The sequence below is a fragment of the uncultured Turicibacter sp. genome, assembly GCF_938044715.1.
In the GTDB taxonomy this organism is placed as follows: domain Bacteria; phylum Bacillota_I; class Bacilli_A; order MOL361; family Turicibacteraceae; genus Turicibacter; species Turicibacter sanguinis.
This window is the reverse complement of sequence record NZ_CALIOS010000016.1, coordinates 27,490-40,970: the sequence shown is the minus strand read 5'-3', so window position 1 is coordinate 40,970 and position 13,481 is coordinate 27,490. Positions and strand designations below refer to the sequence as shown.

At 32.5% G+C, this 13,481-nt stretch carries 16 protein-coding genes; 14 read left to right on the top strand and 2 right to left on the bottom strand.

Annotated features, from left to right (window positions below):
* Nucleotides 1–3: 3 nt before the first annotated feature.
* Both QWC74_RS01680 and QWC74_RS01675 read right to left on the bottom strand, forming a co-directional pair.
* The gene (locus QWC74_RS01680; protein ID WP_006785590.1) at nt 4–669 is read right to left on the bottom strand and encodes a hypothetical protein; all 666 of its coding nucleotides are present in this window, start codon (nt 667–669) and stop codon (nt 4–6) included.
* A gap of 116 nt (nt 670–785) precedes the next feature.
* On the bottom strand, nt 786–1,670 hold the full coding sequence (locus QWC74_RS01675) for a hypothetical protein (protein WP_006785591.1): 885 nt from the start codon (nt 1,668–1,670) through the stop codon (nt 786–788).
* A gap of 472 nt (nt 1,671–2,142) precedes the next feature.
* Here QWC74_RS01675 and QWC74_RS01670 point away from each other — a divergent pair, with 472 nt between their 5' ends.
* From QWC74_RS01670 to QWC74_RS01605, 14 genes are all read left to right on the top strand, one after another.
* Nucleotides 2,143–2,541, top strand: a complete 399-nt coding sequence (locus QWC74_RS01670; protein ID WP_006785592.1) for a hypothetical protein — start codon at nt 2,143–2,145, stop codon at nt 2,539–2,541.
* Between the two features lie 103 nt (nt 2,542–2,644).
* Nucleotides 2,645–4,354, top strand: coding sequence for an alpha-glucosidase (locus QWC74_RS01665; RefSeq protein ID WP_006785593.1), 1,710 nt, complete (start codon nt 2,645–2,647; stop codon nt 4,352–4,354).
* Between the two features lie 315 nt (nt 4,355–4,669).
* Nucleotides 4,670–5,314, top strand: coding sequence for a hypothetical protein (locus tag QWC74_RS01660; protein WP_006785594.1), 645 nt, complete (start codon nt 4,670–4,672; stop codon nt 5,312–5,314).
* A gap of 17 nt (nt 5,315–5,331) precedes the next feature.
* Nucleotides 5,332–5,565, top strand: coding sequence for a hypothetical protein (locus QWC74_RS01655; RefSeq protein ID WP_006785595.1), 234 nt, complete (start codon nt 5,332–5,334; stop codon nt 5,563–5,565).
* A 123-nt stretch (nt 5,566–5,688) separates the two neighbouring features.
* Nucleotides 5,689–5,985, top strand: a complete 297-nt coding sequence (locus QWC74_RS01650) for a hypothetical protein (RefSeq protein ID WP_006785596.1) — start codon at nt 5,689–5,691, stop codon at nt 5,983–5,985.
* 133 nt (nt 5,986–6,118) lie between these two features.
* Nucleotides 6,119–6,328 carry a hypothetical protein gene (locus QWC74_RS01645; RefSeq protein WP_006785597.1) on the top strand — a complete coding sequence of 70 codons (210 nt, stop codon included), beginning with the start codon at nt 6,119–6,121 and terminating at the stop codon, nt 6,326–6,328.
* 1 nt (nt 6,329) lies between these two features.
* Nucleotides 6,330–6,878 carry a type II toxin-antitoxin system PemK/MazF family toxin gene (locus tag QWC74_RS01640; RefSeq protein WP_006785598.1) on the top strand — a complete coding sequence of 183 codons (549 nt, stop codon included), beginning with the start codon at nt 6,330–6,332 and terminating at the stop codon, nt 6,876–6,878.
* A gap of 405 nt (nt 6,879–7,283) precedes the next feature.
* On the top strand, nt 7,284–7,778 hold the full coding sequence (gene ybaK / locus QWC74_RS01635) for a Cys-tRNA(Pro) deacylase (protein WP_006785599.1): 495 nt from the start codon (nt 7,284–7,286) through the stop codon (nt 7,776–7,778).
* Complete coding sequence (locus tag QWC74_RS01630; RefSeq protein ID WP_006785600.1) at nt 7,772–8,035, top strand: DUF1294 domain-containing protein; 264 nt, start codon at nt 7,772–7,774, stop codon at nt 8,033–8,035. The genes ybaK and QWC74_RS01630 overlap by 7 nt, the downstream gene beginning before the upstream one ends.
* A gap of 515 nt (nt 8,036–8,550) precedes the next feature.
* A complete protein-coding gene (locus QWC74_RS01625) occupies nt 8,551–8,904 on the top strand; it encodes a hypothetical protein (RefSeq protein WP_006785601.1) in 354 nt (117 codons plus the stop codon).
* Nucleotides 8,905–9,593: 689 nt separating this feature from the next.
* Complete coding sequence (locus QWC74_RS01620; protein WP_006785602.1) at nt 9,594–11,189, top strand: multicopper oxidase family protein; 1,596 nt, start codon at nt 9,594–9,596, stop codon at nt 11,187–11,189.
* Nucleotides 11,190–11,513: 324 nt separating this feature from the next.
* The gene (locus tag QWC74_RS01615) at nt 11,514–11,786 is read left to right on the top strand and encodes a GIY-YIG nuclease family protein (RefSeq protein ID WP_006785603.1); all 273 of its coding nucleotides are present in this window, start codon (nt 11,514–11,516) and stop codon (nt 11,784–11,786) included.
* Nucleotides 11,787–11,913: 127 nt separating this feature from the next.
* Nucleotides 11,914–12,300: a Fur family transcriptional regulator gene (locus tag QWC74_RS01610; protein ID WP_006785604.1), complete on the top strand. Its 387-nt coding sequence runs from the start codon at nt 11,914–11,916 to the stop codon at nt 12,298–12,300.
* Between the two features lie 305 nt (nt 12,301–12,605).
* Nucleotides 12,606–13,427, top strand: a complete 822-nt coding sequence (locus tag QWC74_RS01605) for a MurR/RpiR family transcriptional regulator (RefSeq protein ID WP_006785605.1) — start codon at nt 12,606–12,608, stop codon at nt 13,425–13,427.
* Nucleotides 13,428–13,481 lie beyond the last annotated feature (54 nt).

Genomic DNA, 13,481 nt, shown 5'->3' with positions numbered 1-13,481 from the left:
TTTTTAGTTAGTTGATGGGTCGAATAGATAGACGTTTAAATTTTGACGTCGATTATCCAGTGGATTTTTATTTAAGTGAGCGACACGATATCCTTTTTGACAATCTGTTAAGAATGAGTCTAAATAGATTCGTCCTGCTGGCGTATGAGCAATGGCATAGGGTTGACCGTTTGAACGCTTTTGACAAATCCACGTATAATCAGATGTAATCACACGATCAAAGTCTTCGGCCGAAATTAAAGCTTTAGCTTCTACATTTCCATAACGATCTTTTAAAAACACCGCGATTACATCATTTTCTAATATTTCGTATTCATTAGGTTGAAATCGGTTGTAAATTTCTAAATTCGTTTTACGGTTATCTAAGACATCACCATTTAAATGACGAATAGGAGCATTTGGGCTTGTTCCTAAAATAACAGATTGTAACGAATATTTTTTATACTTTAATTTTCCTTTGACCATTTCTTCTGTTACAGCTTGAGCCAAATATTGATTGAAATCTTTATTCCACTCCGCAAACCAGTTTCCAAAGTGTTTAACTTTGTCTAAATCTTCTAAATCAAATAGGGCAGTTAATTCCTTTCCTTTTTTATTTAGAATAGTCATTTTGATAACTTCATTTTCAATATTGAATTGATTAGGAACTGTCTTGTAATCTTGAAACATAATTTTTCACCTTATTCTAGTTAGTCTTTTTGAATTATAACAAAAGATTGCAAAGAATACTACTAAATTTCAAAAGAAAAAAGGAGTGAGTAATCTCAGCTCCTTTTTTTATATCATTATTTTGCTAATGCTTCTTCGATTTCTGGAAGGTAAGAACCAACTTTGATTGATACTCCAGTTACAGCATCAGTGTGTCCATCTTCATCAGATAATGTTACTTTTGATAAATCGAAGTTATTAGCAACGATGAATTCTTGTAATAAATCCATTTGCTCATGGAATTGTAATTCTCCACCCATTACATAAGTTCCAGCTTCAGAAGCTTCACGTTTAGAAGATCCATCTGCTTGGATTACATCAACAGTTAAGTCAACAGGATTTCCGTTTTCGAAAGTTACTGCTACTACATCTGATCCTTCTTCACCTTTGAATTCAACAGTTTTTACACCTGTAAATTCATTGTTTTCAATGCTCGTCATTAATTCTTGAACTAATTCTAAGTAACGACCAGCTTTGAATGATACACCTGTAATAGAATCAGTGTGTCCATCTTCATCAGTTAAGTTGATTGCAGTTACATCAAAGTTATTTTCAGCTAAGAATGCTTCTACAGCATCGATTTGCTCATGCCATTGTAAAGCTCCTTCTTCTTGGCTCATTACATATTCACCAGAAGCAGCTAATTCGCTTTTTAATGTTCCATCTTCTAAAATAACATCGATGTTTACTGAAGTTGGTTGTCCATTTTCATAAGTCATTGATACTGTTACAACATCAGTTTTTTCTCCAGTTGTATCGTATAAAGCTTCTAACGTATACGTCTCAACTTTTTGAGCTTCTACTTCTGCCTCTTCAGTTGTTTCTTCAACTGCTGGAGTTTCAGTTGTTGTTTCTTCAACTGCTGGAGTTTCTGGAATTGTTTGTACTGGTGCTTCATTTGAACAAGCTCCTAAGAATAATACTGCTGATGCTAATGCGATTAAAAGTTTACCTTTTAACATGTCTTTTACCCCCTATAGGTTATGTTTCTGAAATACAAGGTATATTCTAGCAATATATAAAAAATTACACAAGTCTTTTTTTGTGTTTTTTTGAACAATATGAGTCGAAATTATTTTTTTTATGAATATTATATCCATTTTATAGTAAAAAAACTAAAAATTATTAAATAAATATGGGATTTATTGTATTATAATCGTTTTTCTTTGTTAATAATTTAGAAATATCATGTAAAACGTAAATCAGTCATAAAGTGAGTACGAAAAAATCTGACTCATCAGAGGTAGATTTTATGAATTAATAAAAAGTATCCTTATTATATGTGTTAACTAAAAATAAAGAGCTATAAGTAAAGGTAGGTGGGGGGGGATTTACTAAAAGAATTGAAATTCAAATGGATTGCATTTTTTGACAAATATAATAATATATCATGATATGATAGGTGTATAAAACGTTATCATAAGGGGGATTGTCATGAGAAATTATTATCTTGTCTTAGAGTTGTTACCGGTTTGTGGGTTTATCTACGCACATTATTGTGAGAAACATCATTCTAATTATCCAAATACATCGAAGGGGTATCCAAACAAGCGGATTAAAAAGAGCAGACAAGGGTGGGAAGTTGGAAATCAAATAATGGCACAAGCAATTAAATCAGTCACCACCATCATGATTTTATTAAATGTCATCTTCTTTTTTATGAATGTCTTAAATTATGGTTTTGCAACTCTATTAAATCTGTTAATGATTGGAATTGGAATTTATACAGGAGAAAAACAATTACGTGTTTGTATCAATGAAAAAGGAATCGTGATGGCGACACCAAAAGTGAAAGTTAAACGATATTTACTGCCTAAATTGACAAGAAAATGATGAAAACTGTAATCGTTTACGGATAAGCAATTGCTTATTAAAAAGTAATTATATGGTAAAATAGCAACGTAGAAACGATTCAATTAAGAGGGGAATGACGTTTGTGACAAAATTAGATCGTAAATGGTGGAAGGAAGCCGTTGGATATCAAATCTACCCAAAAAGTTTTTGTGATTCAAATGGGGACGGAATTGGAGATATTAATGGAATCACAAGTAAGTTAGATTATTTAAATGAACTTGGAGTTAATTTACTTTGGCTTTGTCCAATTTATAAATCACCAATGGATGATAATGGATATGATGTTTCAGATTACTATGATATTGCAAAAGAATTTGGAACAATGGAAGATTTTAAAACATTATTGTCTGAAGCTAAAAAACGTGAGATAAAAATCGTGATGGACTTAGTGCTTAACCATACAAGTGATGAGCACCCTTGGTTTATTGAAGCAAGACAATCAACAGATAATCCTTATCGCGATTATTATATTTGGCAAAAAGGAAAGATAAATGAAGCGGGAGAAGAGATTGAGCCGACAAATTGGGCTTCATTTTTCACTCCATCATGTTGGGAAAAAGATGAACAAACAGGCGAATATTTTATGCATATTTTCTCTAAGAAAATGCCGGATTTAAATTGGGCGAATGAAAATATGCGAAAAAAACTGTTTGAAATGGTGAAATGGTGGTTAGATCTTGGGATTGACGGATTCCGTGTCGATGCTGTTGCCCACATTGACCGCGATTTTACGTTTACTGATTCAACCCTTAAAGGAAATGGAAAGTATGTTGAAGATTGGTCTAAATTTTCAAATCTTCCAAAAGTTCATGATTATTTAAAAGAATTAAACCGTGAGGTCTTATCTAAATATGATATTTTTACGGTAGGAGAAGTTGGCGGAGGGGCCGATGTCCTAGAAGCGTTAAAATATGCAGGTGAAGATTCAAATGAATTAAACATGGTATTCACGTTTGATCATTGTTGGTTGAATAGTGGGTTTGATTCTTTAGATGAAAAGTGGAATGGGAATACGGACTTAGTTGAATTGAAAAAAGTCTTTAAAAAATGGCAAACCGGTCTTTATTCAAAAGCATGGAATCCATTATATTGGCTAAACCATGATCATCCACGTGTCATGTCACAATATGGAGATCCGACTCATTATCATAAAGAATCAGGTAAAATGTTAGCGACCTCTTTATTGATGATGTGGGGAACACCATTTTTATACAATGGTGAAGAAATTGGGATGACTAATGCCAACTATACTAACTTTGAAGACTATCGTGATGTCTCAACGATTGAAAAAATTAACCGTTTGTTGCAAGACGGTTATCCAGAAGATCTCATTCGTCGATATATTGGGGTTACTTCACGCGATAATGCTAGAACACCAATGCAATGGAATTCAAGCGAAAATGCTGGGTTTACAAGTGGAGAACCTTGGATTAAAGTCAACTCAAATTATGCTACAATAAATGTTGAGGCACAATTAAACGATGAGGATTCTATTTTTAATCACTATAAAAAATTGATTCATTTGCGCCGACATAGTGAGTATAAAGATGTCATTGTTTATGGAGATTATGAACTTTTAAGTGAAAATCATCCAAATGTTTATGCCTATACACGAACACTAGATCATCAAAAATTATTAATTGTCTCAAATTTTTTTGCAAAACCAGCAATCGCTTGTTTAAAGCAATTAAGGGCAAAACAAATCATCTTATCTAACTATGAAGATTCATCTCTTTCATTAGATTGCTTAATGTTAAGACCCTTTGAATCAATTGTGTTTGAATTAGAGTAATCAAAGTGCTACTTACTTTATCTTTTCTTAAGATCAAGTAAGTAGCTTTTTTCAATGCATAAGATATCCTAATCACGCATCAAACAAGATTAAAGCTCTCATTACTATTCAATCTTACTGAATCAAAAAGTTGAGAAGTGATCAGCCAATCATTGGCAGGGAATACGATAGAAAACGGGACTTAGAGGACTGTGTATTTATTTTTTTAAATATGTGATAATTGTATAAAAAACGAAAACACTTTCAATTAACTCGAAATTTAAGCGAATTTTTGTTAGAATAATAGAGAGGTTTGGTAAAAAGGGGAAATGGAAAATGGCTGAAAAAAAAGTAGACTTAAAAACAATGACGCGAAAAGAAAAAAAAGATTATATTTGGTATTACTATAAAAGCCACATGATGATGGGGTTATTTGCAGTGGTATTAGTCGGAAGTTTAATTTACGATGTCATGACAAAAGATAAAATTATTTTTTCACTGACTTTGTTTGGAGAAGCAGAGTCGGGCGTGCAAATCGAAGAAATTCAACAAGATTTAACACAATTAGTGGCGCCAGAAGCAACAAAGAAAGAAAAAGTATTGGTTCAATTTTATGGGTTGAATGAAGTGGAGACATCATTTGATGAGATGACCGATTTATATCAACAAAAGATGATCTCACAAATCGCAGCTCAAGAATTAGATTTAGTCATTATGGGGGAGAGTGATTTTGGCTTTTATGCAGAGGAGAAGATGTTTGAAGCTTTAAATGAAATATCAGGGATTGATTGGAATTTAGTTGAGGAAACACAACTAATCAAAGATGAACAAACTGATTTAGTTTATGGTATTAAAATGGCTGGAAGCCAACTTTTAAATCGTATTAATTATGACACGAATGGAAAAGTATTGGCTTTAATTAATAATTCACTCAATAAGGAAATGGCGGTGGATGTCATTAATCAATTATTGTCTGAATAAGAAAGAGAAGGAAGAGAATGGATTGGCTACAACTCCTTTTATTTGGATTCATCTTATTGTATTTATTAATGAAAGTAATTCAAACTAAGTCACTCAAAACAACAATGATTTTAATCACGGGTGTTTTGGTGATAGGTTGTAAGTTATTTTTACAGCAACTCGATTCGATGCTCTTGCGCCAACTGTTGGCAAGTTTAACATTCATTTTATGTTTAATTAGTGGGTGGCTGATTATAAAAAGACCTCAATGACTGGATGGGATTGAGGTTTTTTTATACGACAAGGACAAAACAACGTGCTCGTTTTTTTGAATTTCATAATTTATAGTAGGATTAAAAAATCCGAGGCCCAAAAGAAAGGTCGTATCGTCCATAATGAAGCAATGGTTAGAGTTTTTAAAGTTAAGAATTCATAATTACGGTTTTTGGATTTCTATCTTTTCATTAGTTGTTCTTGTTTTACAAACATTCGAGATTCCGATATTCCCTCATTATGATTTGATTGTCAACATTATTTTATTGCTCCTATTAGTCTTCGGGATTATCAATAATCCAACCACGACTAATAAATGGTTTGGAGATGATAAAAAAGAACATGAAATGCTAAATCAAATAGAGGATACTTTAAAAGAACTTAAAAATGAGGATCAAGAAAAGAATGATAGCTTTTAGTCTTTAAACTTTAGGCGAAAGCATATATGTTTCCATCATTTGTGAATAAGATACAGTAGAGCAGAGATTGTAGTAAAAGTTAAAGTAGGATAAGAACTTGTGATTTGATATCTCTAATTCGAGGTGAGGGAAAATGCTTAATCGAGGTAAAGATGGTTGGAATAAAGGCATGCTTCAAAAAGAAACAAAAACATCCTCTAGTGTCAGAAATACAAAAAAAACGCCTCTTCAACAGTTTGATGTTGCGGCTTTCTTTGAAGAAAATCTTTATGACATCATTGATTTAGAAGAAAATCGTTCCGGTGTTAAAGAATTCGAAGATGCTGTAAAGAAAGAAGAGTAAAATGAGTGAACTTCCACGGTTAGTCAATAGTAAAGATATTTCAAGAGGAAAAATCTTTTATGTTGCATTGCCTTATACACAAGGAAGACCATTTAGATTCATCGAAAAAGATGAACAACATTCAAAAATGTATCGAATTATCGAGAAAGAGGATGGCTTTCAAGGGAAATCTGAACCCCAAACAGGGAAACGACGATCAGAAAGCCTTGAAATTGTAACAGGAATCAAGTTAAGACCATGTATTGTGATTCAAAAAGATCAGTACAATCATAATGAAAAATACCCATTTGTTGTCATATTACCCATTGCGACACTCTCTGAAGATCATAAAAAAAAACCTATCTTTAAACGATTAATTGAACGTAATGATTTAGATCAATTTTATTATTTAGGAAATGATTGTTACATTACGGTTAATGATCCAAAAAGAGTTTATAAAAATACGCTCTTTTATGTAGAAGGTCATCTCAAAATTGATGAAAAAGAAATTGACATGGATGAGTTAATGATGCGCTTTGCAGAGTGTTTTGATGTGAAAAAGATTAGATAACATAGGGAAGAATGAGGAAAAGTAGAGGGTGAAAGCCTTCTACTTTTTGTATCTAGGGGTTCAAATCAAGTTTGCATAATTGAAAACTTTGACTTTTCCCTACTAGAGATGGTGACTTTTTTAAGAGTAGGGGAGTATTCGGACGATTTTACTCCCCCTTTGGTGAGATGCTTCCTTTAGAGGATTCATCCTAAAAAGTTTTATGAATTGAGACTGATTCAAGGACTGTAGATGTTCTGATGTTTTGCGTTCAAAGCAATTGTCAACTTCTAGGCAAACCTATGATGATTTCTATTTAGACGGATTAAAATAATCATAAAATTAATTTAATCACAGAGAAATCTCATGCACTTCTTCGATTTTCAGGTATAATAAAGTTATTTTAAGAAATAGGAGTTGAGTAACGTGTCAAAAGTGAAAACAAATGCAATCCGTTTACTTGATCAAAAAAAGATTTCGTATGAATTGTTAACTTATGAGGTCGATGATCAACTCGATGGAATCACGGTAGCGACTAAAATTAACTATCCAGTAGAAGTTGTTTATAAAACGTTGGTGACGAGAGGGAATAGTAAAAATATTTATGTTTTTGTGATTCCTGTAGCCACTGAACTGGATTTAAAAAAAGCGGCAAAAGTTGTGGCGGAAAAAAAACTTGAGATGATAGCAGTCAGTGAAATTAACGGATTAACGGGCTATATTCGAGGGGGATGTTCACCGGTAGGGATGAAAAAAGTTTACCCGACTGTGATTGATGTCACTGCACAACAGTTAGACTATTTTATTGTGAGTGGTGGGAAAATTGGATTACAAATGAAATTAAATCCAAAAGACTTAGAAAAAGTGATTACGCTTCGTTTTGAAAAGGTCACGATAGAGAAGGGAGACATCATGTGTTAATTTTATTAATTATTCTTAATCTCATCAGCTTTACATTAATGTATGTCGATAAACAAAAAGCAATCAAAGGAGAGTGGCGAATCAGCGAGAAAACTTTATTCTTGAGTGCCGCTTGCTTTGGGGCTTATGGAATGTGGTTAGGCATGAATCAATTTCACCATAAGACCAAACATGTAAATTTCAGAGTATTTATTCCACTATTAATGATCATTGAAAGTGTCATCTTGTTTGTAGTGTATACGAAAGGGTGGTTTTAAAAAAGTTTTTGATGAAAATTTACTTTCATTTTTTAAAAAGTAGAAGGACATAATTCATTTCATACATCATTAAATATAAGTACTGTATTTTTTTAGAAGGCGTGGTCTTTCAATGTGTCTCTAAAGAAACCTATGAGATGAAACGTGTGTCGAACTCTTGTTAGAGACCCGATAAGGCTGTCTGTGTAGTCAGCAGTTGGATGTGTTTCATCAAGCAAGTGTCAAGCATTTGATAGAGAATGATCCCATCAATGATTTTAGGAAGAAATAAGTAGCAGACTAGGGCTTTTTTACCTAGTCTTTTTTTAAGCTATAGTTTAATAATGGGTGGATTTAAGAAAAAAGAAATAAATCTGTTTATTTCTTTTTTTCTTAAATTTGATGATGAACTGACTTCATTAAAGATTACATCGATTTTGTTTTGAGTTGTAAAGTCGACTTTTTTCTTTGTTTCATCATGAAAAGAGGAGTTTAAACATATGATTTAATAAATGAGAGGATAAGGAGAGAGAGGTATGTTAAAAGAGTTAAATCAAATAAAAAATCAGCGTTATGGATATGTTCGTGTTAAATTGTTGATTGATTATTGGGAACATCTCTCGCAAATTAAATCGGTTGAAGTAGGAACCATAATTTATAAGGGGCAGCAGTTAGAGTATGGTATGCTTGCCAAAGGATGGAATCATCATGGAACTTATATTCAATTGCTGTATATTTTGAATTCCCCAAAAGATGAATACCACTTTTTAATTGGAAATGTGAAGGGTCCTGTAGAGGAGTATGAGGATTACCGATTAAAGATTGATGATGTAGTACCAATGAATGAATCTTTAATCGAGTATATTATTGATTTGAATCGATTATTATGAGGGATTTTTTTAAAATTAAACGTTAGTTTTCTACGTGTCATACCTTTAAAAATTTTTACAGAAGAACGTCATTAAAAACAGATTGATTTGAAGGCTGTTATGATGGGGTTCTTTTTTTACTGTATTTTAAATAAGTATAGATGATAAAAAATCATTGATACGATTAGTTAGTATGGATAAATTTTTAATTTTAAAGGTAGATCAGCATTCTTATAAAGCAGAGATCTTTTAATCTACTCAGTGAAAGTTTTAGATTAATCATCTGTTTTTCATTCTCATTTAATAAGAATCAGAACGCAGGAAATGAGTTCTGATAGCTTTTTTATGGTGGCAAAGTTTTATTTTCTCTAGATCAGAGCAGGGAGCCTCACAAGTTTTTATTCTCTTTTTAATGGGTTAACCCCTGAATGATAAGATACCGTCGGACTAAAAGTTTTATAACTGTGACTCATTCTAAACATGCAGGTTCCCTATTGTTTTGCTTGTAAAAACTATTCTCTCTCAACTGCTTGGTAAAAAGGTCTCTATTTAGAGAGAGTAGAAATGAGGTTTATTTTTGAAGGAGAATGGGATGAATTTATTTTTTTAGATGCATTGTTTTTTTGAAATAAGGAGATCACACTAACGCAAAATGAAGAGAAATTCATATTTTATATTATACGAGATTCCATAAGAGGAAGTGCTTAAACGTGAACGAAAATCACATCGATAAACGGTCAACGAATTTAAAATGTAAACCACCTTATATTGATCCCTCAAATCCTGATAGTATCCCAAAATATATTGATCGACTCCCTATTCCCAAAAAAGCAGCACGTGAAATTTGTACTGAAACATATGATGCATACCGTATCACTATGAAGGAAGCGTTTCATACCTTCCATTCCTATTTTCCTAAAACGAAAGTTTGGGGATATAATGGAAAATATCCGGGTCCAACCATCGAGGCATTTAAAGATAGAATGACTTATATACGCTGGGAAAATAAATTGCCTGAAAAACATATCCTTCCCTATGATTACATGCTTCATGGGACCATAGATACACCTGAAGTTAAAACAGTTGTTCATGTTCATGGTGCTCATGTAGAGCCTGAAAGTGATGGCCATCCGGAAGCCTGGTTTACTCAAGATTATGCGCTTAGAGGACCACACTTCACTAAGAGGGTATATCAATATACCAATCATCAACCTTCTACAATGTTGTGGTATCATGATCATGCCATGGGAAGTACGAGATTAAATGTATATGCTGGCTTGGCAGGATTATATCTGATTAGAGATGAATTAGAAGAAAGGTTAAATTTACCGAAAGGTGCGTTTGAAATTCCAATTATCATCCAAGATAAATCGTTTAATCCAGATGGATCATTGTTATATCCTGAACCATTGATTAATCCAGATCCACCTGCTCCCATTACTGGATTTTTAGGTAATACTATTGTAGTTAATGGAAAGATTTGGCCATGTTTAGAAGTAGAGCCTCGTAAATATCGTTTGAGATTTCTGAATGCATCTAATGAAAGAAATTATGATTTAAGCTTTTCTAATGATGCCTCTTTTTATCAAATAGGAACTGATGGAGGATTTATAAAAGAAACGAATGAAATCAAATCTTTTAAAATTTTCCCTGCTGAAAGAATCGATACCATTGTAGATTTTTCAGACTATAAAGGTAAAACGATTATTTTAAAAAATAACGGAGATGACGTAGATTCCAATACGGCCGTTATTATGCAATTTAAAGTTTCCTCTAAACGTTCAAAACCCGATACTAGTGAGATTCCAACGAGACTTAATCCTTATGACCATTTAACTGTAACAGATGCTGTTACTACTCGAACTTTAAGACTTGGAGCGAAGACTGATTCAAATGGAAATTTGATGCTTGATCCGGATGGGAGACTGATACTTGTTTTAAATAATCGAATGTGGCATGAACCAACGACTGAGATTGTTAAAAGTGACACAATAGAAGTTTGGAATATAATTAATCCAACACCAGTTACACATCCGATTCATATCCACTTAGTTCAATTTCAAATATTATCTAGAACGTCGATTGAAACAGGAGAAGAACTTCCAATTCACTCGTATGAACAAGGATTTAAAGATACGGTTGAAGTACCTTCTGGAACCATTACAAGTGTTACGATGCATTTTACTGGATTTACGGGTGAATACGTCTGGCATTGTCATTTGTTAGAACATGAAGATCACGATATGATGAGACCTTTACGTGTTATCGAAGGGAGCTTACCCAGTAGAGAAAATCCTATAGTATAACGTAGGGGTTCACATGATTTGTCCTATTGATTCATTTAACGATGATTTACTAAAAGATAAATTCAAAACTAATGGTTTAAAGAGAATAAGAAAACAAGCAAATGATCGACTGAAGTCCGAAATGATTTCAGTCATTTTTTTTCTCTACTACTATTGATGAGAAATTAGGGACTCATCACTTAGGTATATAAAGCCAATTTAAATTTTAAACCTTAAGAGATTATGATAGGACGATCTCAATGTCATTAGGATATTTTTTTATTGTGGAGTTATATAAGATTGAGTAAAATGAATGAAGGTAATTCAAAAGGTAGGGGAGTTTTTATGCATTATGTCTATATTGTAGAATGTTCTGATCAAACTTTATATACGGGGTATGCAAAAGATGTCTTTAAAAGATTACATGAACATAATCATACAAAAGCAGGCGCAAAATACACTCGAAGTCGACGTCCAGTAGAGCTAAGATATATCGAAAACTTTAATTCTCGATCTGAGGCGTGTAAAAGGGAAAGTGAAATTAAAAGGTTAAAACGTGAAGAAAAATTAGAATTAATCAAAGAGTATATGGAAAAGGAGTCAATAAATTCATATTGACAAGCGTCATCTTTTTATTTATACTATAACTAATAATCATTACTATTATAAATATTGGATAGATTTGTTTAATTCACAAATATAAGTTATAAGTATCTAAAATAGATGACAAAGTTAGGTGATAATTATGAAGTATTCAAAACAGCGAGAAATGATCTTTAATTGTATTAAAGAAAATCCTATGCATTTAACGGCAGATGCCATTTATGAAATGTTAAAAAAAGATAATCCAAATTTAAGTCTTGGAACGGTTTATCGTAATCTTTCTCAATTAGCTGAGCATAATATGATTCAAAAGGTAAGTATCGCAGGGTATCCGGATCGTTTTGATGGAACGCTACAAGATCACTTTCACTTTTTATGTTTAGAGTGTGGCGATATTCAAGATATTTTTATTGATGAATTATTTGATGTGGCAAAGGTAGTAGAAAACCAGGAAAATGTTCAAGTTCAATCATTTGATATGTCATTTAAAGGAATTTGTAGTAAATGTAAGGGACATAAAGTTAATTAAGGATAAAAAATTCGTCAGACTCGTGACGAATTTTTTTGTTTTTGGATAGAAAATGATAACCAGTCATATCAAAAATGGATAAATTCAACTAAGATATGGATTTTTTTTAGCTCTTTTTATAGATTTAAATCTAACGCTTGAGTGAAGATATTTTTCAAGGTATATTGTAATTGTGAAACGTAATTTCAAATTAAAACGCGTTTAAATGGAAATCAAATGTTGATCATAATGGACGAGTAAAAGATTAGCATTTGATTCTTTTATCGCTAACTTTGTAACCGTTAACATTAGGGGAGGGGATTGAATTGAGTAGTAAGATAACCAGTATCATGCAAACACATTCAAGTGGATTTACAAAATCTGAAATCAAAATATGTCACTACATCAATTCACATCGAGAATCTGTGATGTATCTATCGATTACGGAATTAGCGGAATTAATCGGGGTCGGAGAGGCAACCATTCTACGCTTCTGTCGTAAGATAGGTTACAAAGGGTATCAAGATTTTAAGTTAGCTATGGCAAAAGAACCTGCTTTAAATTCCATTGAAAATCACGAACTATCATATATTGATAAACTCTACGAAATGATGATTAAATCATTAGAGAATACTAAACATTTATTGGATGATCTGGAAATTAAACATGGATGTGCTCTCATCGAACAGACGAACAATGTTTATGTATATGGTGTTGGATCTTCAGGGCTTAGTGCTCGGGAAGCCAGTAGCAAATTTTTAAGGGTTGGGAAACATATCGAGGCTATTACAGACTCACATTTTCAGGCCATTAATAGTGCAACCTTAAGCCAAGAAGATGTTGTCATTGCTATTACGATAACAGGTAGTACAATCGATTTATTAGACTCTGTCAAAATTGCAAAGGAAAGAGGCTGTAAAATTATTGCAATTACAAGCTATATTAAATCTCCCATTACTAAATATGCAGATGTTGTCTTACTTACTTCAGGAAAAGAAAATCCGTTAGAAGGTGGATCGTTATCCGCGAAAATGTCACAGTTATTTATGATTGAACTATTGTGCATCGGATATATGATAAATAATGCAAAAGTCTCAGAAGAAATGAAAAACTTAACGGCAGGCGCAGTGGCAAATAAATTAAATTAGTGGGTTGATTACTTAAATTAGGTTAGTCCAGCGATAACTTATTATCGTTGTGTT